The organism is Kitasatospora phosalacinea, from assembly GCF_030268885.1.
GTDB classification, from domain to species: domain Bacteria; phylum Actinomycetota; class Actinomycetes; order Streptomycetales; family Streptomycetaceae; genus Kitasatospora; species Kitasatospora phosalacinea_C.
The window spans coordinates 275,853-294,103 of sequence record NZ_BSSA01000007.1 but is presented as its reverse complement, the minus strand read 5'-3'; the positions used below and the strand labels follow the sequence as shown (position 1 = coordinate 294,103).

18 protein-coding genes are annotated in these 18,251 nt (G+C 71.8%); 11 read left to right on the top strand and 7 right to left on the bottom strand.

The annotated features are described in order from the left end of the window. Positions 1-11: 11 nt before the first annotated feature. Genes pstC through pstB form a run of 3 tightly spaced genes read left to right on the top strand, consistent with a single transcriptional unit; the run spans position 12 to position 2,889 of the window. The gene (pstC, locus tag QSK52_RS13790) at positions 12-995 is read left to right on the top strand and encodes a phosphate ABC transporter permease subunit PstC (RefSeq protein ID WP_285736282.1); all 984 of its coding nucleotides are present in this window, start codon (positions 12-14) and stop codon (positions 993-995) included. Beyond that, positions 992-2,071: a phosphate ABC transporter permease PstA gene (pstA, locus tag QSK52_RS13785; protein WP_285736281.1), complete on the top strand. Its 1,080-nt coding sequence runs from the start codon at positions 992-994 to the stop codon at positions 2,069-2,071. Before pstC ends, pstA begins: the two co-directional genes overlap by 4 nt. A 41-nt stretch (positions 2,072-2,112) precedes the next feature. Then, positions 2,113-2,889, top strand: coding sequence for a phosphate ABC transporter ATP-binding protein PstB (gene pstB / locus QSK52_RS13780; protein ID WP_285736280.1), 777 nt, complete (start codon positions 2,113-2,115; stop codon positions 2,887-2,889). Between the two features lie 170 nt (positions 2,890-3,059). Here the strand turns inward: pstB and QSK52_RS13775 are convergent, their stop codons facing one another. Both QSK52_RS13775 and QSK52_RS13770 read right to left on the bottom strand, forming a co-directional pair. Beyond that, positions 3,060-4,055 (bottom strand): inorganic phosphate transporter, encoded by a 996-nt coding sequence (locus QSK52_RS13775; RefSeq protein WP_285736279.1) that lies wholly within the window; start codon positions 4,053-4,055, stop codon positions 3,060-3,062. Between the two features lie 5 nt (positions 4,056-4,060). After that, positions 4,061-4,681, bottom strand: a complete 621-nt coding sequence (locus QSK52_RS13770) for a DUF47 domain-containing protein (RefSeq protein WP_035864866.1) — start codon at positions 4,679-4,681, stop codon at positions 4,061-4,063. A 251-nt stretch (positions 4,682-4,932) separates the two neighbouring features. On the opposite strand from QSK52_RS13770, the gene QSK52_RS13765 reads away from it, so the two are divergent. Then, a complete protein-coding gene (locus tag QSK52_RS13765; RefSeq protein WP_285736278.1) occupies positions 4,933-5,292 on the top strand; it encodes a metal-sensitive transcriptional regulator in 360 nt (119 codons plus the stop codon). A gap of 77 nt (positions 5,293-5,369) precedes the next feature. On the opposite strand, the gene QSK52_RS13760 is transcribed toward QSK52_RS13765, so the two are convergent. After that, a complete protein-coding gene (locus tag QSK52_RS13760; protein WP_158714998.1) occupies positions 5,370-5,543 on the bottom strand; it encodes a hypothetical protein in 174 nt (57 codons plus the stop codon). A 156-nt stretch (positions 5,544-5,699) separates the two neighbouring features. Further along, complete coding sequence (locus tag QSK52_RS13755) at positions 5,700-6,530, bottom strand: hypothetical protein (RefSeq protein WP_285736277.1); 831 nt, start codon at positions 6,528-6,530, stop codon at positions 5,700-5,702. 159 nt (positions 6,531-6,689) lie between these two features. Between QSK52_RS13755 and QSK52_RS13750 the strand changes: the two genes are divergently transcribed. Continuing rightward, complete coding sequence (locus QSK52_RS13750; RefSeq protein ID WP_285736304.1) at positions 6,690-6,893, top strand: hypothetical protein; 204 nt, start codon at positions 6,690-6,692, stop codon at positions 6,891-6,893. A 27-nt stretch (positions 6,894-6,920) separates the two neighbouring features. On the opposite strand, the gene QSK52_RS13745 is transcribed toward QSK52_RS13750, so the two are convergent. Next, on the bottom strand, positions 6,921-7,673 hold the full coding sequence (locus tag QSK52_RS13745; RefSeq protein WP_285736276.1) for a phosphatase PAP2 family protein: 753 nt from the start codon (positions 7,671-7,673) through the stop codon (positions 6,921-6,923). Positions 7,674-7,845: 172 nt separating this feature from the next. Next, the gene (locus tag QSK52_RS13740; protein ID WP_285736275.1) at positions 7,846-8,901 is read right to left on the bottom strand and encodes an NlpC/P60 family protein; all 1,056 of its coding nucleotides are present in this window, start codon (positions 8,899-8,901) and stop codon (positions 7,846-7,848) included. 249 nt (positions 8,902-9,150) lie between these two features. Here QSK52_RS13740 and QSK52_RS13735 point away from each other — a divergent pair, with 249 nt between their 5' ends. From QSK52_RS13735 to QSK52_RS13710, 6 genes are all read left to right on the top strand, one after another. Beyond that, positions 9,151-9,498: a hypothetical protein gene (locus QSK52_RS13735; protein WP_051776390.1), complete on the top strand. Its 348-nt coding sequence runs from the start codon at positions 9,151-9,153 to the stop codon at positions 9,496-9,498. Positions 9,499-9,638: 140 nt separating this feature from the next. Next, positions 9,639-10,460, top strand: coding sequence for a hypothetical protein (locus tag QSK52_RS13730; RefSeq protein ID WP_285736274.1), 822 nt, complete (start codon positions 9,639-9,641; stop codon positions 10,458-10,460). Beyond that, entirely contained in the window at positions 10,450-11,736 is a 1,287-nt protein-coding gene (locus QSK52_RS13725; protein WP_285736273.1) for a hypothetical protein, read from the top strand. Before QSK52_RS13730 ends, QSK52_RS13725 begins: the two co-directional genes overlap by 11 nt. 7 nt (positions 11,737-11,743) lie before the next feature. Then, positions 11,744-13,327: an SCO6880 family protein gene (locus QSK52_RS13720; RefSeq protein ID WP_285736272.1), complete on the top strand. Its 1,584-nt coding sequence runs from the start codon at positions 11,744-11,746 to the stop codon at positions 13,325-13,327. A gap of 27 nt (positions 13,328-13,354) precedes the next feature. Then, positions 13,355-14,701: an ATP-binding protein gene (locus QSK52_RS13715; RefSeq protein ID WP_285736271.1), complete on the top strand. Its 1,347-nt coding sequence runs from the start codon at positions 13,355-13,357 to the stop codon at positions 14,699-14,701. A gap of 155 nt (positions 14,702-14,856) precedes the next feature. After that, positions 14,857-16,662 carry a bifunctional metallophosphatase/5'-nucleotidase gene (locus QSK52_RS13710; RefSeq protein ID WP_435053239.1) on the top strand — a complete coding sequence of 602 codons (1,806 nt, stop codon included), beginning with the start codon at positions 14,857-14,859 and terminating at the stop codon, positions 16,660-16,662. Between the two features lie 116 nt (positions 16,663-16,778). Here the strand turns inward: QSK52_RS13710 and QSK52_RS13705 are convergent, their stop codons facing one another. Next, positions 16,779-18,197, bottom strand: a complete 1,419-nt coding sequence (locus QSK52_RS13705) for a sensor histidine kinase (protein WP_285736270.1) — start codon at positions 18,195-18,197, stop codon at positions 16,779-16,781. Between the last annotated feature and the right edge of the window lie 54 nt (positions 18,198-18,251).

Sequence of the window (18,251 nt, the reverse complement as noted above, 5' to 3'; positions counted from 1 at the left end):
AGTAAACGACCATGACTTCTGCACCCCCCGCCGACGCGCGGGGACGGGCTCGACGGAGCCGGGGCGACAGCCGCCGCGGCGACAACGTCTTCTTCAACCTCTCGCGCGGTTCGGGCGTCCTGCTGCTGGTCGTCATGGCCGCCATCGCAGGCTTCCTCGCCTACCGCTCCCTGCTCGCCCTGGGCAAGAACGAGGGCAACTTCCTCACCACCTTCGAGTGGACCCCGGACGCCACCAAGCCGGTGTTCGGCATCGCCGTCCTCACCTTCGGCACCCTGGTCAGCGCGTTCATCGCGATGGTCATCGCGGTCCCGATCGCGGTCGGCATCGCGCTGTTCATCTCGCACTACGCGCCCCGCCGGATCGCCCAGCCGTTCGCCTACCTGGTGGACCTGCTGGCCGCCGTCCCGTCGATCGTCTACGGCCTGTGGGGCGTGCTGTTTCTCGTCCCGCACATGGACGGCCTGACCAGTTGGATGGACCAGTACCTCGGCTGGACGTACGTCTTCGACCAGTCCAGCACCGGCGTCCCGCCGCGCAACCTGTTCACCGTCGGCATCCTGCTCGCGATCATGGTGCTGCCGATCATCACCGCGGTCACCCGCGAGGTCTTCCGGCAGGTCCCGCGGATGCACGAGGAGGCGGCGCTCGCGCTCGGCGCGACCCGCTGGGAGATGATCCGCACCGCGGTGCTGCCGTTCGGCCGCCCCGGCATCATCTCCGCCTCGATGCTCGGCCTGGGCCGCGCGCTCGGCGAGACCATCGCCGTCGCCACCGTGCTGTCCACCAACAGCGTGCTGTCGCTGCACCTGCTCGACCCGGGCGGCGGCACCTTCGCGCAGAACATCGCGCTGAAGTTCAGCGAGGCCCAGCCGCTCGGCCGGGACGCCCTGATGGCCTCCGGCCTGGTCCTGTTCGTCATCACCCTGCTGGTGAACGGCGCGGCCCGCATGATCATCGCCCGTCGCAAGGAGTACTCGGGGGCCGCCGCGTGAGCAGCACCGCAACCATCACCGACGCCACCCCGCCGCAGCTCGGCCACCGGCTGACCGCGGCCCGGCTGCCCCGCTGGGCGCCGGCCGCCACCGCCGCCGCCTCGATCGCGGTCGGCTGCGGCATCGGCGCCGCCGCCGGGCTGGAGAGCCACGTGCAGTGGGGCCTGATCTCCGCCCTGCTGTTCCTGGTCGTCAGCTACACCCTCTCGGCCTCGGTCGAGGGCCGCCGCCAGGCCAGGGACCGGTTCGCCACCTCGCTGGTCTGGGTCTCCTTCGTCTGCGCCGTGGTGCCGCTGGTCTCGCTGACCTTCTACACCGTCCAGCAGGGCATCGACGCGATCAGCCCCGAGTTCCTCACCCACTCGATGAAGGGCGTCGTCGCCACCCTCAGCCCGGACGGTGGCATCTACCACGCCATCATCGGCACCATCGAGCAGGTCCTGCTGGCCACCCTGATCGCCGCGCCGATCGGCCTGCTCACCGCCGTCTACCTGGTGGAGTACGGCCGCGGCCGGCTCGCCTCGGCGGTCACCTTCTTCGTCGACGTGATGACGGGCGTCCCGTCGGTCGTCGCCGGTCTCTTCATCCTCTCCCTCTGGAACATCGCCCTCGGCTTCGAGTACTCCGGCTTCTCGGGCAGCCTCGCGCTGGCCATCCTGATGATGCCGGTGGTGGTCCGCTCGACCGAGGAGATGCTCAAGCTCGTCCCGAACGAGCTCCGCGAGGCCTCGTACGCGCTGGGCGTGCCGCGCTGGAAGACCATCCTGCGGATCGTCATCCCCACGGCCATCGGCGGGATCACCACCGGTGTGATGCTGGCGGTCGCCCGCATCACCGGTGAGACCGCGCCCGTGATGATGCTGGTGTTCGGTGCCGACTTCATCAACAGCGACCCGTTCAACGGGCCCCAGCAGTCGCTGCCGCTCTACATCTGGCAGCAGTACTCGCAGATCAACAACGACTTCGGATACCAGCGCGCCTGGGGCGCGGCACTGGTGCTGATCGCCTTCGTGATGGGGCTCAACCTCGTCGCCCGGGCCATCGCGCGCTGGCGCTCGCCCAAGGGCGGGCACTGACACCGACTGACGTACGAGAAGACGAGAAGAGACCAAGGATCATGGCCAAGCGCATCGACGTCAGCGGACTGTCCGCCTTCTACGGCTCCACCCGCGCCATCGACGACATCTCGATGACCATCGAGCCCCGCTCGGTGACCGCCTTCATCGGCCCCTCGGGCTGCGGCAAGTCCACCTTCCTGCGCACCCTCAACCGGATGCACGAGGTGATCCCCGGCGCCCGGGTCGAGGGCAAGGTGCTGCTGGACGACGAGAACCTGTACGGCGCCAGCGTCGACCCGGTCGCCGTCCGCCGCTCGGTCGGCATGGTGTTCCAGCGCCCCAACCCGTTCCCCACCATGTCGATCTACGACAACGTGGTGGCCGGGCTCAAGCTGGCGGGCGTGAAGAAGAAGTCCGTCCTGGACGGCGTGGTGGAGAGGTCCCTGCAGGGCGCCAACCTGTGGAACGAGGTCAAGGACCGCCTGAACAAGCCCGGCGCGGGCCTGTCCGGCGGCCAGCAGCAGCGCCTGTGCATCGCCCGGGCGATCGCGGTCGAGCCCGAGGTGCTGCTGATGGACGAGCCCTGCTCGGCCCTCGACCCGATCTCCACCCTCGCCATCGAGGACCTGATCGGCGAGCTCAAGGCGCAGTTCACCATCGTGATCGTGACGCACAACATGCAGCAGGCGGCCCGGGTCTCCGACCGCACCGCCTTCTTCAACCTGGCGGGCGTCGGCCAGCCCGGCAAGCTGATCGAGCTCGACGACACCCAGCGGATCTTCTCCAACCCGTCGGTCCAGGCCACCGAGGACTACATCTCCGGCCGCTTCGGCTGACCGGCCCGCGGCCCGACCGGTCCCCGTGCCCGGTCGGGCCCGGGGACCGGTCGGCCCCGCGCCGCAAGGACCGCTCCGCGGCGCTGCATGGCGGTGCCGCCGCGGAGCAAGCAGGAAGGGCCCGCCCCCGTGCTGTGGGGGCGGGCCCTTCCGTCGGTCGGGCGTCCGGGTCAGAGGACCAGCAGGTCGGTGATCCCGAACACCGCGGCCGCCACGATCGCCGCGGCCGGCATGGTGATGAACCAGCCCAGCACGATGTTCTTCGCCACCCCCCAGCGGACCGCGCGGACCCGCTTGGTGGCGCCCACGCCCATGATCGCCGAGGTGATCACGTGGGTGGTGGAGATCGGCGCCGCGTAGACGAACGAGGTGGTGTACATCACCGCGGAGGCGGTCGCCTCGGCGGCGAAGCCCTGCGGCGGGTCCAGCTCGATGATCTTCCGGCCGAGGGTGCGCATGATCCGCCAGCCGCCCGCGTAGGTGCCCAGCGAGAGCATCGTGGCGCAGGAGATCTTCACCCAGATCGGGATGCCGTTGCCGGTCTGGTGGCCGGAGATGACCAGGGCCATCACCACGATGCCCATGGTCTTCTGGGCGTCCTGCAGGCCGTGCGCCAGCGCCATCGCGGCCGCCGAGGCGGTCTGCGCCACCCGGAAGTTGCGCTTGGCCTTGTGCGGGTTGGCCCGCCGGAAGATCCACAGGATCGCCAGCATCACCAGGAAGCCGCCGACCAGGCCGACCACCGGCGAGACGATCATCGGGACGATGATCTTGTCGACCACGCCGTGCCAGACCACGCCGATGCCGCCCGCCAGCGCCGCGCCCACCATGCCGCCGAACAGCGCGTGCGAGGAGGAGGACGGCAGGCCGAAGTACCAGGTCACCAGGTTCCAGGCGATCGCCCCGACCAGGGCCGAGAAGAGGATCGCCATGCCCCTGCTGCCGGTCGGGGTCTCGATGATCCCCTTGGAGACGGTCTTCGCGACCCCGCTGCCGAGGAACGCGCCCGCCAGGTTCATCACCGCGGCCATCGCCAGCGCCGCCCGGGGCGTCAGCGCCCGGGTGGAGACCGAGGTGGCGATCGCGTTGGCGGAGTCGTGGAAGCCGTTCGTGTACGTGAAGAAGAATGCGACGCCGATGACGACGATCAGTGCTGCCATGTCCACGGAGGTCAGGACTCCTTGACGGCGATGGTCTCCACCGTGTTGGCCACGTGCTCGAACGCGTCGGCGGCCTCTTCGAGGACGTCCACGACCTGCTTGAGCTTCAGCACCTCGATCGCCTCGTACTGGCCGGAGAACAGGTGGGCCAGCAGCTTGCGGTGGATCTGGTCCGCCTGGTTCTCCAGCCGGTTCACCTCGATCCAGTACTCGGTGAGGTTCGACATCGACCGCAGGTTGGGCATCGCCTCCGCGGTCAGCTCGGCCGCCCGGGCCAGCACCTCGATCTGCTGCTCGATGCCCTTCGGGAGGGTCTCGATGTCGTACAGCACGACCAGGTCGACGGCCTCCTCCATGAAGTCCATGATGTCGTCCAGCGAGGAGGCCAGCGTGTAGATGTCCTCCCGGTCGAACGGGGTGATGAACGAGGAGTTCAGCTGGTGGAAGATCGCATGGGTGGTGTCGTCCCCCGCGTGCTCGGCGGCGCGCATGCGCTCGACGATCTCCGCGCGGGCTGACACGTCAGAGCCCAGTAGTTCCAGCAGGAGCTTCGATCCGACGACCAGGTTCTCCGCCGCGGCGGCGAACATGTCGTAGAAGCTCGTCTCCTTCGGGGTCAGGCTAAAACGCACGGAAATCTCCGATGTGCGGGGTCGGTACTTGACGATGCTAGGCGCACGCCCCCCGTGCATGAACACGGGGTTGCCGACGCGCGCCCTAAGTGTGTCCCACGACACGCCGGTTTGCTCCCGCTCTGCACGGGGATCTCTGTCCTGACGCCCGGACGGCGGAACACCGGGCCGGTGCCGCGTGTTGGATAGGGGGGCGCCTCCCGGCCGAGGGCCGGGGGCGGGCCGAGTACGAGACCAAGAGGGCGGATCTGATGACCACCATCGACACCCCGAGCACCGACACCGCACCGGCGGCCTGCCACGGCGCCCCCGCGGCCGCCGGGCCGCACGGCTACAGCGGCGAGAAGGAGGCGCACCTCAAGCGGCTGCGCCGGATCGAGGGTCAGGTCCGCGGTCTGCAGCGGATGGTCGACGAGGACGTCTACTGCATCGACATCCTCACCCAGGTGTCCGCCTCCACCAAGGCCCTGCAGTCCTTCGCGCTCTCCCTGCTGGAGGAGCACCTGCGGCACTGCGTCGCCGCCGCGGCCGCCGCGGAGGACGGCGGCGAGGAGCTGAACGCCAAGGTCGCCGAGGCCAGCGCCGCCATCGCCCGGCTGCTGCGCACCTGAGACCGGCCGCACCTGGGACCGGCCGCATCTGGGACCGGCCGCCGCGCGTCGTCGGACCACGGAGGGCTGACGGCCGGTCAGTCCTCCGGCCGCTCCGGCCCGCGGCGGGCCAGCAGGACCTCGTCGATCTGCTCGGCGGCCAGCCGTTCGGCCCGGCTGGCCGAGGCGGCGATCATCAGCTCGCCGGTCAGGTCGATCTCGTCCAGCGCGGTTCTGTCGTGGCCGCCGGTGCCGTTCTCCCCGGATGCCATGGCCTCCACCCCTTCCGCGCCCCGTCCGCCCGCCCCGGCTTGCCCGCCCCCACCAGCGTAGGGAGCGGGCGGCCGGGCCACATGGCACGGACGGGCCATCTCTGCCGCCCGAAACGGGTGGCCCCGGCACCGCCGGTCGCTGCCGGTCACTGCCGGTCACTTCGGCGAGGGGCTGGCCTTCATCGAGTAGATGTCGGCGGCCGCGGGCTCGGCGGCCTCCACCGGCTTGCCGAAGTCGGCCAGCGACAGCGTGGAGACCACCTTGACCTGGTCCTTCGCCGCGGTGGAACCGGCCACCCCGGCGAAGGCGAAGTGCTCCACCACCTTGTGCAGCCGCCCCTGGCCGTCCAGCCAGACCTCGTACGGGACCTCCTTCACCGTGAAGGTCTGGGCCGCCATCCGCAGCCCGTCCGCCCCGCGGCCGCCGGTCGCGTCGGCGGCCTTCGCCAGGTCCAGGGTGCCCTTGTAGTGCTTGAGCTCCACGCCGCCCACCGGCTCGGTGCCGACCAGTTCGGCGCTCTGCGCGCCGCGCAGCGCCCCGGCGGCGGTGGCCGGGTCGGTGGCACCGGAGCTCACCAGGTTGCCGTCCGGGAGCTGGCGGACGTCCAGCTTGACCCACTTGCCCTCGGGGATCTTCGCGCCGCTGTTCTGCAGGTACACCGTGCCGGGCAGCACCACCTCGGTGATCTTCCCGGTGGTGGCGGCGCCGGGCGGGACGTCGACCTCCAGCCGGCCGATCCGCTTCACGTAGTCGTAGCCGCCGCTGCCGGTGAAGACCGCCTTCTTCTCGGCGGACTCGGTGATCAGCTCGGTCGTCGCGCGCACCGAACCCGTCCTGCCGGTGATGTCGGCGGCCGAGCGGACCGCCGTCAGCGGGTCGGAGGACAGCTGGTCGGCGGAGTTCGGCCGGTCCTGGCCGCCGCCCGTGCAGGCCGACAGCACCGTGACGAGCAGGGCCGCGGCGGCGGCGCGGTTGAGCTTCTTCACTTCTTCGACTACCCCCTCGGGCCCCGGATGACCCGGCAAGCAACCGCCCCGGATGGGCAGAGCGCTTGCCCGGCAAACGAGTTGGGGCGCAGAAGGTTACGCCGTTGTTCACCGGACGGTGGGGGAGCGGCGCCGTCCGCCCGGGCTACGGTGAAGGGTGTGGCAGACCAGCGCCCAGGGGCACCCGACGGGGCAGTGCGGACCGACCACCCGGACGAGCACCGGGCGGAGGTGGTGGAACGCGGCTCCTTCAGCTTCGCGCACTGCTCCTGCGGCTGGTCCGCCCCCGGTCGGCGCTCCCGCGACAAGTCCCGGCGCGACGCCGCGGGCCACCTGCTGGAGACCGGCGCCGAGGTCGCCTGAACCCGGCGGACCCCCCGGCGCCGCCGCTCAGGCGGCCAGGTCCTCCGGGGCGCGCTCCCGCTCCGGCCGCGGCGCTCCCCGGCCCCGGCGCCGCCCCGAGCGCCGGTCCGCCGGAGCGGCCGAGCGCCGTCCGCCCGGCTCGACGGCGACCGAACGGGCCACCACCAGCGGGCGCAGCGCGGAGCGCGAGAGCGCGTGGCACAGCGGCACCAGGACGGCCATCGCGATCGGGGCCAGCAGCAGCACCACGGCGGTGGCCAGCGCGTAGCCGCCGATCACGTCGGTCGGGTAGTGCACGCCGACGAACAGCCGGCAGAACCCCTGCAGCAGCGCGAGCGCCCCGGCCGCCAGGCCCAGCTTGCGGTTGACCAGGAACAGCGCGACGGCGATGCCCATCGACATCGCCGAGTGGTCGCTGACGAAGGAGAGGGTGTCCTCCTTGCCGGGCACCAGCACGTCCAGCTCGGGGTGGCTGACGAACGGTCGCGGCCGGTCCACCAGCCGGGAGATCGGCAGGTTGGCCAGCTCGGCGACGGCCACCGCCAGCGGCGCCCACAGCACCCCGGCCACCGCGACCGGGGCGTCCGGCCGGCGGCGGGCGACCAGCCAGGCGGTCAGGCCCAGCGCGGCCAGCCCGAGCAGGATGCCGTACTCGGCCGTCCAGGCGACCAGCGAGTCCAACCACCCCGGGGCGTCGGCGGCCAGGCCGTTGACGGCCTTGAGCAGGCCGAGGTCGGGGTCGCCCGAACCGGCTCCGGCGTCGGCGAGCAGCGTCGGCACGCCGCACCTCCCTGTCCGCTCTCCGCAGTGGTCCCGGCTGGTGGTGCTCCCGGTGCGGACGGCCGGTAGCCTCCTGAGTCAACGCGATCAAGGCCGCCGCGGTTTCCTCCGAAACACACCGTTATGCAAACTTGACTCACCGTCCACGGGGCGTGCACATGCCGGGCCGCGGTCAGCCGGCCTTCGGCGCCTCGCTCCTCGTGATGGTGCCGTCGTTCGGGTTCCGGTTCGGCAGCGCGGCGGCGCCGTCCGAGGTGACCCGGGTCGCCCCGATGTAGTCCCGCTGGTCGATGGTGTCGTAGCGCACCTTGGCCCCGGTGTGCGGCGCGTCGATCATGTACCCGCCGCCGACGTAGATCCCGACGTGGTGGATGGTGCGCGGGTCCTCCAGGTCGTTGGCGAAGAACACCAGGTCACCGGGCCGGAGTTGGTCCCGCGACGGGTGCGGTCCCGCGTACCACTGGTCGTTCGCCACCCGGGGCAGCCGGATGCCGACGCTCTCGTACGCGGCCTGCGTCAGCCCCGAGCAGTCGAACCGCCCGTCCTCCCAGGTCTGCCCGGTGCCGCCCCACAGGTAGTCCGTCCCCAGCTTGCCCTGCGCGAACCAGATCGCCCCGGCCGCCTGCTGCGTCAGCGCCAGCTGCGCCCCCGGGTCGGTCGGCGCGGTGAAGGACCTGGCCAGCGCCTGGATGCTGCGGACGTAGCCCTGGGTCTCCTTGTACGGGGGGATGCCGTTGTGCTCGATCACCGCGTACGGACCGGCGTTGTACGCGGCCAGCATGTTGGCCTGCCGGTCGCCCGGCACCCCGGACACGTCCCGGGCCAGCGCGCAGTCGTAGGTGGCGGCGGAGGCGATCGCGTCGAAGGGGTTCCAGATGTCCCGCTTGCCGTCGTTGTCGCCGTCCGTCCCGTACGTGGCCCAGGTGGCCTCCAGGAACTGGGCCATCCCGTACGCCTTCGCCGGGCTCTTCGCCTGCGGGTCGAACCCGCTCTCCTGGTAGAGCTGCGCGGCCAGCATCGGCGCGGAGATCTCCGGGCAGAGGTTGCCCCACTGGCTGATCTGCGGCCGGTACGCGGCCGGCACCGTCCCGCCGGAGAGCCCCGGACGGGCGGCGGAGCGCCCCGGGACCCCGCCGGCCGCGTACGTCCCGAGCGTCACGACGCCCACGAAACCGATCCCGAGCACCGCCGTCGCGGCGCCCGCCCACCGAGCCTTCCGGAGCACCATCCAGCACCATCCCGACGGAACGTCAGCGGCCATGTCCTGTTGCGCATTTGCCCGGTGCAATCATCACAGATACCAGGAGCGGGAAGTATCCTTGAAGCACCGGACATCCTGGCGGAGGCGTCCGGCCAGCCACGAGCAATCCGCGAGAAGCAGCCAAGTCGACGTCAGATCTGGCCAAGAGTAGGCCCTGCCCCTTCGCTCGACCGTGGTCCGGGGCCTTGAATTTTCCTGATCGGGCGGTGAGATGGAATGGACCTGAACGTGGACAGCACAGTGATCCGGCACCTGGCGGAGGACCCGCCGAAGAAGGCCGACATCGACACCATCATCGGCGGGATCGCCCCCGACTGGGGCCCGTTCGCCACGCTCGGCTCCTCGGCCCGGGTCATGGTGCAGGTCGTGATGGCCATCGCGATCCTGGTCTGCCTCGCCATCGCCATCTGGGGCGCCGCCAAGCAGCGGATCGGCGCCACCGCGATGCGCGACACCTTCAGCGCCGAACAGGGCAAGGGGCTGATCATCGCCGGCCTGACCGGCGTGTTCATCATCGGTTCGCTCGGCACCCTGTTCACCATTGTGTACGGCATGGCCATCTGACGATCGGACCGCAACTCCCGCCCCGGCGCAGGTGATCCGCTCCCGCCGCACCACCCCCGCCCCCGCCCCTTCCCCACGCCGAGCACCCGTCACGCCGCCGCCCGCACCCCGCGCGGCGGCGTCCCACCAGGAGGGCCCCCGTGCCGTTGTCCGACGACCAGCCGCACACCCGTACGCGGCTACCGGTCGCCGAACAGACCGCCACCGTGACCGGCCGTCAGGCCAGGCCGCTGCGCACCCTCCTGACCGTCCTCGGCATCGTCACCCTGCTGGTCGTCGCCGTCGCCGTCGCCAACCGCGACAAGCCCCCGGCCGCCCGCGGTGACGGCACCACCACCTCCGGCGACCGCGCCACCGGCGCCGCCGCCTCCCCCGACCGCACCGCCGCCAGCGGCCAGCAGCCCGTCACCACCACGGTCAACGGCATCGGCACCGGCTACCCGCACACCGACCAGGGCGCGCAGTCCGCCGCCGCCAACTACGCCGTCGCCCTCGGCTCCGCCGACATGTTCCGCACCGACGGCCGCCGCACCGTCCTCACCACCATCGCCGACCCCACCGTCCTCCCCGCCCTCCAGGCCCGCCTGGACCAGGCGTTCACGCCGGAGACGAACGCGCGCTACGGGCTCGACGCCCAGGGCAAGGCGCCGAAGGGGCAGACCTTCGTCAACCGGGTCGTCCCGGTCGGCACCCGCACCACCAACGGGGCCGACACCGCGACCCGGGTCGACGTCTGGTGCACCGGCCTGTACGGCCTGACCGGCGAGGGCTCCGTCGTCCCGGTCACCCAGGACTGGTACACCCTGACCGTCACCATGCGCTGGACCGGCAGCGACTGGAAGCTCACCGACTACTCCCGCGCCGCGGGCCCCGCCCCCCTGCCGGGCGACCAGCAGGCGGCCACCGCGAAAGAGATCGCCGATGCCGTCCAGCAGTTCGGAGGGTTCCGCTATGCCCGCTGACGCCGCTCCCAGACTGCGCCTCCTGCGCCGCGCCGGGGTGCTCGGCGCCGCGATGAGCGTGCTCCAACTCACCGCGCTGGTGGTCGCGCAGCGGGTGGCGGCGGATCCGTCGCCGAGCCCGAGCGTGTCCAAGTGCGCGGGCAACGACGCCACCGTCCTCGGTGCCGACAAGCTCTGCGCTCCGCCCGGGGCCACCGTGATCCCCGGGACGGACGCCGTGTCCGGGGTCACCGATCCGCTGGGGTCGTTGGCGAAGGGGTGCGCGCAGGCGGCGGCGTGGGTGGTGCGGCAGCTTTCGGGGGCGATCGACGGGACGACGAAGGTCGACTTCACGAACGCGGCGTTCCTGCAGCAGTACGCGGTGGTGTTCGCGGTCTCGACGGTGATCACGCTGGTGCTGTGGCTGCTGGCGGTGACGAAGCGGGCGGTGCGCGGCGCGGCGCTGGGGCAGGCGTTCGGCGAGGCGGTCGGGTACCTGTGGTTGACGGTGATCGCGTCGGCGTTCACGCCGCTGATCCTGTACACGGTGGTGACGGTCACCGACGGACTGACGGACGCGATCGCGTCGGGGACGAAGTCGGACACCGGCACGTACCTGGGCGGGTTCGCGGACACCCTGGAGAAGGGCAGCATGGGCGGTGGCCCGCTGATCCTGATCCTGGTGTCGCTGGTGGCGGTGCTGGCCGCGGCGGTGCTGTGGGTGGAGCTGGTGATCCGGGCGGCGATGCTGTACGTGGGCGCGCTGCTGGGGACGGCGGTGTACGCGGGGCTGGTGGACAAGCAGATGTGGAAGCACGTCCGCCGGTGGGCCGCGATGATGCTGGCGGTGGACCTGGCGAAGCCGATCGTGGTGATCATCCTGGGGCTGGCGGGCGCGGTGGCGACCGGCGCGGGGGCGGACGACGACTTCGGGCGGGTGCTGGCGGGGCTGGCGATCCTGTTCCTGTCGATCTTCGCGAGCGCGGCGGTGTACCGGTTCGTGCCGGGCTTCGGCGACGAGCTGATGGCGATGCGGCGGGCCCGGGCGAGTGCGGTGCAGGCCGGTAGCGCGATGATCAACGGCCCGGCGAACTTCGTGAAGCAGGGCATCTCGACGCACGGTTCGCGCGGTGGTGCGGAGGGCGCGGGCGGTGGCGGCGGTGCCCCGGCCGGTGGCGGCGGGGCGGGCGCGGGCATCGCGGCGCACGCCTCCCGGCCCGCGAACCCCCCGCGGGCGGCGGTGCCGCCCGCGCAGGGCCAGGTCCAGGCTCCGGTCAACAACCCGAAGGGAGGGTGACGGGTAGATGAGCAGCGACCAGCTCGGCCAGTACGGCACCCAGTACGCCCAGCCGTACGCCCACCAGCGCCGCAGCTACCTGATCGGCAAGGCGCGGCCGAACGCGCCGATCGGGCGCAACCGGGAGAACGGCGAGATCGTGCTGATCATCGCCGGTGCCGGCCTGGGCATGGTGTGGGGGCTGATCCCGAGCCTGCTGCCGTTGCGGATCGCGGGCCTGGTGGGCTTCCCGCTGCTGGCGATCATGGCGGTGTACGTGCCGTACCGGCGGCGGACGTTCTACAAGTGGGTGGAGATCAACCGGACGTTCCGGCGGACGGTGCGCAGCGGCCGGGCGGTGTGGAAGCCGGACGTGCACGAGGCGGGCACCCGGCTGGACGGGCGCGAGGTGGAGGTCGGCCCGCCGCCGGGCGTGGGGCGGCTGCGCTGGCTGACCGCGCCGTTCGGGCCGGACGAGGTCGCGGTGCTGATGCACCTGGAGCGCCGGACGGTGACCGCGGCGATCGAGATCGAGGGTCCGGGCGTGGGCCTGCGCGACTCGGAGGACCAGGAGGCGCTGGTCGACCGGTTCGGCACGCTGCTCAAGCACGTGGCCAACGGCGACGGCTTCGTGACCCGGCTGCAGATCCTGGCCCGCACCCTGCCGGCCGACCCGGACGCGCACGCCAAGGACGTGGAGCGGCGCGGCGACCACACGGCGCCGCGCTGGCTGCAGGAGAGCTACGACCAGTTGCAGTCGATGGTGTCGACCTCCTCGGAGCAGCACCGGGCGTACCTGGTGGCCTGCATGCACTACACCCGTGACCTGGCGGCGGAGGCGCACGCGATGGGGCGCACCGCGTACGGGCGGGGCGAGAAGCGGGACCGCAGCGACGACGGTCTGGCGACCGTGATGGCGCGCGAACTGACCGACATCTGCGCCCGGTTGGCGGAGGCGGACATCCGGGTGCGGCAGCCGTTGGGGCAGGCCCGGCTGGCGTCGCTGATCCACTCGATGTACGACCCGGACCACCCGATCGACCACATCCAGGCGATGAGCCGGCGCAACGCCTGGCCGGCCGAGCTGGACGCCACGCACCCGCAGTACCTGCAGGCGAAGACCCGGGAGGCGGCGACCCGGGAGCCGTGGTGCCACGCCACCGCGTGGATCAAGGAGTGGCCGCTGACGCCGGTCGGGGTGAACTTCCTGGCGCCGCTGCTGGTGCACACGCCGGACGTGATCCGGACGGTCGCGGTGACCATGGACCTGGAGCCGACCGACGTCGCGATCGAACGGATGCTGACCGAGAAGACCAACGACGAGGCGGAGGCCAGCCGGGCGGCGAAGATGAACCGCACGGTGGACCCGCGCGACCTGGCGCACACCGGCCGGGTGGACCAGCGCGGCGACGACCTGGCGTCCGGCGCGGCCGGGGTGAACCTGGTGGGGTACCTGACGGTGTCCTCGCGCAGCCCGGAGGCGCTGGCCCGGGACAAGCGCACCATCCGGGCGTCCGCGGGCAAGAGCTACCTGAAGCTGGAGTGGTGCGACCGCGAGCACCACCGGGCGTTCGCCAACACCCTGCCGTTCGCCACCGGCATCCGCCGCTGACGCCGCTGAACCCCCGGAGGACCGTCGATGCTCGGCAAGCTGACCGATGCCTTCACCAGCACCCTGTTCGGCCGGGTGGAGACCACCCGGCTACCGGTGCGCACCTCCAGCGGCCAGGCGCAGGCGGTGTACCTGCCGACCGCGGCGCCCGGCCTGGGCGACTCCGGGGTGATCATCGGCCGCGAGGTGTACAGCGGCAAGGGCTACGTCTACGACCCGTTCCAGCTGTACGGCCAGCAACTGCCGGCCCCGCACTGGCTGGTGCTGGGGGAGTCCGGCAACGGCAAGTCGGCGCTGGAGAAGACGTACGTGCTGCGGCAGTTGAGGTTCCGCGACCGCCAGGTGGTGGTGCTGGACGCGCAGGGCGAGGACGGCGTCGGCGAGTGGAACCTGATCGCCAACGCGCTGGGGATAAAGTCCGTCCGGCTGGACCCGATGGCGGCCCTGGACGGCGGGGTGAAGCTGAACCCGCTGGACCCGGCGATCACCACCACCGGCCAGCTGTCGCTGCTGCGCACCATCATCGAGGTGGCGATGGGCCGCGGCCTGGAGGAGCGGGCCGGGTTCGCGCTGAAGGCCGCGCACGCGTACGTGACTGCGACGGTGAAGGACCGTCAGCCGGTGCTGAACGACATCATCGAGACGCTGCGCAGCCCCGACCTGTCGGCGGTGGAGTCGCTGGGCGTGGAGGTCGGCGAGGTGCAGTCCTGGGGCCTGGACGTGGCCCTGGTGCTGGACCGGCTGGTCGACGGCGACCTGCGCGGCATGTTCGACGGCCCGACCTCGGCGGGCATCGACCTGGACGCGCCGCTGATCGTCTTCGACCTGTCGCACATCGACCGGAACTCGATCGCGATGCCGATCCTGATGGCGATCGTCGGCGTCTGGCTGGAGCACACCTGGCTGCGCCCGGACCGGGTGAAGCGGATCTTCCTGGTGGAGGAGGCCTGGCACATCATCAACAGCCCCTTCGTGGCGCAGTTGTTCCAGCGGCTGCTGAAGTTCGGCCGCCGCCTGGGCCTGTCCTTCGTCGCGGTGGTGCACCACCTGTCGGACGTGGTGGACGGGGCGGCGGCGAAGGAGGCGTCGGCGATCCTGAAGATGGCCTCCACCCGGACGATCTACATGCAGAAGGCCGACGAGGCGAGGGCCACCGGCCGGGTGCTGGGCCTGCCGCGCTGGGCGGTGGAGATCATCCCGACCCTGTCGCCGGGCATCGCGGTGTGGGACGTCAACGGCAACGTGCAGGTGGTCAAGCACATCATCACCGAGGCCGAGAAGCCGCTGGTGTACACCGACCGGGCGATGACCGAGGACGCGGTGGCCGAGCGGGAGCGCGCGGACCAGCAGCTGACGGCGCAGCCGCGGATCTGAACCGGGCCCCGACCCGGGGGCGGGAGACGGTTCGTCAGGCCGCGGATACCAGCTCGTTACTCGCAGGTTCCTGACAGCTACGCGCGTTGACCCTAGGCTGCACCCAGACAACGCCAGGCCGCCCTGCCGCGGCCCCGACGGTCCAGGGGACAGCCATGCCCATTTCCGGTACCACCGGCCGCCGCACGACCGCCCTCGCGGTCGCCGCGGCCGCCGCCCTCTTCGGCACGATGGCCCTCCCGGCCACGGCCGAGGCCCACGGCCGGGGCCACGACAAGCCCAAGTACGAGGACCTGCAGCTCCTCGCGATCAACGACTTCCACGGCAACCTGGAGCCCCCGGCCGGCTCCTCGGGCACGATCAGCGAGATCGACCCCGCCACCGGGAAGACCGTCGCCACCCCCGCCGGCGGCGTCGAGTACCTGGCCACCGCGCTGCGCAACGCCCGCCAGGGCCACGCCAACAGCCTGACCGTCGCGGCCGGCGACATCATCGGCGCCAGCCCGCTGGTCTCCGGCCTGTTCCACGACGAGCCGACCATCGAGGCGATGAACGAGATCGGCCTCGACGTCACCTCGGTGGGCAACCACGAGTTCGACGAGGGCTCGGCCGAGCTGCTGCGCATGCAGAACGGCGGCTGCCACCCGACCGACGGCTGCTACGAGGAGGGCCGCACCTTCGAGGGCGCGGACTTCCCGTACCTGGCGGCGAACGTCACCAGCGAGAAGACGAACAAGCCGATCCTCAAGCCGTACTGGGTGAAGAACGTCCACGGCGTCAAGGTCGGATTCATCGGCGTGACCCTGGAGGGCACCCCGAACATCGTCACCGCCGCGGGCGTGCAGGGCCTCAAGTTCGGCAACGAGGTCACCACGATCAACACGTACGCCGCCGAGCTCAAGCGGCAGGGCGTCAACTCGATCGTGGCGCTGATCCACGAGGGCGGCCTGCCCGCCAGCGGCGTCTACAACTACGACTGCGGCGCGGCCGGGGCGGGCATCTCCGGCCCGATCGTGGACATCGCCAAGAAGCTCGACCCGGCCGTCGGGGCGATCGTCACCGGCCACACCCACAACTCGTACGCCTGCATGATCCCGGACCCGAACGGCGTGCCCCGCTCGGTCACCAGCGCCGCCTCGTTCGGCCGCCTGTACACCGAGATCGACCTCAAGCTGGACAAGCGCACCGGCGCCATCGTCCGCCCGTCGGTCACCGCCGCCAACCACGTGGTGCGCCGCGACCTGCCGAAGGCGCCGGACCTGACCGCGCTGATCGACCGGTACAGCAAGCTGGCCGCGCCGATCTCCAACCGCGCCACCGGCTACATCACCGCCGACATCAACGGCCGCGGGTCCAGCGCGCTGGAGAAGCCGCTCGGCGACCTGATCGCCGACGCCCAGCTGGCCGGGCTCTCGGCCCCCGACAAGGGCGGCGCGCAGGTCGCCTTCATGAACCCCGGCGGCATCCGCTCCGACCTGGTGTACAAGGCCTCCGGCGCCGAGGGCGACGGCGTGGTGACCTACGGCGAGGTGTTCGCCGTCCAGCCGTTCACCAACATGATGCAGGTCAAGACGCTGACCGGCGCCCAGCTGGTGCAGGTCCTGCAGCAGCAGGTCTCCGGGCCCAACGAGGCCTCCCCGAAGGTCCTGCAGATCTCGAACAACCTGCACTACACCCTCGACCTGAACCGGAGCGGCGCGGCCCGCGTCCTCGTCGACTCGATCCGCCTGAACGGTGCGCCGATCGACCCGGCCGCCAGCTACCGGGTCGCCGCGAACGAGTTCCTGGCCGGTGGCGGCGACGGCTTCCCGGCCTTCGCGGCCGGCACCGACAAGCTCGTCGGCGCCTCCGACCTGGACGTCTTCAACGCGTACCTGTCCGCCCACAGCTCGGCGAGCGCCCCGATCGCGCCGCCGGCCGCGGACCGGATCACCGTCGTCCCCGTGGTCAAGGCGGGCTGACCCCCGCGGCACGACGGAGGGCGGGGCACCCCGGGTGCCCCGCCCTCCCGCGCGTTCTCCCGCGCGTTCTCCCGCGCGTTCTCCCGCGCGTTCTCCCGCGCGTCCCCCGGGCGTCCTCAGTGCGGCTCCTCCGGCTGCCCCGGCAGCACGATCACCGCCTGCGTCCCCGCCCCGCCGTCCGGGGCCGGGCCCAGCGAGACCTGCCCGCCGGTGTCCTGCACGGTCTGCGCCACGATCGACAGGCCCAGGCCCGAGCCCGGCAGCTGCCGGGAGGACGGCGAGCGCCAGAACCGGTCGAAGACGTACGGGAGTTCCTCCGCCGGGATGCCCGGCCCGTGGTCCCGGACCGTCAACCGGCCGCCCTGCAGCCGCACCTCGATCGTCCCGGCGGGCGGCGAGTACTTCACCGCGTTGTCCAGCAAGTTGATCACCGCCCGCTCCAGCGCCGCCGGGTCCCCGTGCACGTACCAGGGCCGCACGTCCGTGTCGAACACCAGCGAGGGCCCGCGCAGCCGCCCCCGCTCCAGCGCCCGCTCCACCGTCTCGTGGAAGGGCACCACCGTCCGCACCGCCTCCCGGTTCGGCGTGTCCGGCCGGGACAGCTGCAGCAGGTCGCCGATCAGCAGGGTCAGCTCCTGCATCTGCGCCTTCATGTTCCCCAGCATCCGCGCCCGCGTCTGTGGCGGCAGCGCCCGCCCCTGCGCGTCCGAGCGGATCAGCAGGTCGACGTTGGTGCGCAGCGAGGTCAGCGGCGTGCGCAACTCGTGCCCCGCGTCGGCGATCAGCCGGGTCTGCCGTTCCCGGGAGTTGGCGAGCGCGGTCGACATCGAGTTGAACGAGGTGGAGAGCCGGGCGATCTCGTCCTGCCCGTGGACGGGGATCGTGGTGCCGACCTCCTCGGTGCGGGCGATGTGCTCGACCAGACCGGTGAGCTGGTCGACCGGCTTCAGCGCGGACCGGGCGACGACCCGCCCCGCCACCCCGGCACCGATCACGCCGAGCCCGGCCACGCAGGCGATCAGCAGGGCGAGGCTCTTGAGGGACTCCTCCACGCCGCTGGTGGGCAGCGCGGTCAGCAGCGTCGCGGGCTGCTGCTCCCCGGTGGCGGACTGGACGCTGATGGCGGTGCGGCGGATCAGCGCCGAGTCGCCGTTGAGGTAGCTGCCCTCGCGGTAGCTGGCGCTCTTGTGGCCCGGCGTGCCGGTCGGCAGATTGCGCGGCAGGTCGCTCGACTTCACCTCGAGCGCCTTGGTGGCGCCGATCGGGAAGCACACGGTGCCGTCGGAGGTCACGATCTGGAAGTCGTACTTCGGCGGCCCGAAGTGGCCGTCGGCGGGTGCCGCGGGCGCCGCGGCCAGGGCTTCCGCGGGGGTCTTGCCGCAGTACAGGAGCTGGTTGCGGCTGATGCCGGGGCCCTCCTGGACCGCCGTGGAGAGACTGTCGTGCACCTCCTGGTAGAGCTTCTCGCGCACCAGCAGCCAACTGGCCACCGACACCACCGCGATCGCCACCGCCACCGCGGCGGCCGTGAGCATGGCCAGCCTGCTCCGCAGCGACCTGCTGCGGAACCACCCCGTGAGCCGGCCGGC

Coding starts and splice junctions, on each gene's coding strand:
- pstC (WP_285736282.1), top strand. CDS start 12: ATGACTTCTGCACCCCCCGCCGACGCGCGGGGACGGGCTCGACGGAGC.
- pstB (WP_285736280.1), top strand. CDS start 2,113: ATGGCCAAGCGCATCGACGTCAGCGGACTGTCCGCCTTCTACGGCTCC.
- QSK52_RS13765 (WP_285736278.1), top strand. CDS start 4,933: ATGACCACCATCGACACCCCGAGCACCGACACCGCACCGGCGGCCTGC.
- QSK52_RS13760 (WP_158714998.1), bottom strand. CDS start 5,543: ATGGCATCCGGGGAGAACGGCACCGGCGGCCACGACAGAACCGCGCTG.
- QSK52_RS13740 (WP_285736275.1), bottom strand. CDS start 8,901: ATGGTGCTCCGGAAGGCTCGGTGGGCGGGCGCCGCGACGGCGGTGCTC.
- QSK52_RS13735 (WP_051776390.1), top strand. CDS start 9,151: ATGGACCTGAACGTGGACAGCACAGTGATCCGGCACCTGGCGGAGGAC.
- QSK52_RS13725 (WP_285736273.1), top strand. CDS start 10,450: ATGCCCGCTGACGCCGCTCCCAGACTGCGCCTCCTGCGCCGCGCCGGG.
- QSK52_RS13720 (WP_285736272.1), top strand. CDS start 11,744: ATGAGCAGCGACCAGCTCGGCCAGTACGGCACCCAGTACGCCCAGCCG.
- QSK52_RS13715 (WP_285736271.1), top strand. CDS start 13,355: ATGCTCGGCAAGCTGACCGATGCCTTCACCAGCACCCTGTTCGGCCGG.
- QSK52_RS13710 (WP_435053239.1), top strand. CDS start 14,857: ATGCCCATTTCCGGTACCACCGGCCGCCGCACGACCGCCCTCGCGGTC.
- QSK52_RS13705 (WP_285736270.1), bottom strand. CDS start 18,197: ATGCTCACGGCCGCCGCGGTGGCGGTGGCGATCGCGGTGGTGTCGGTG.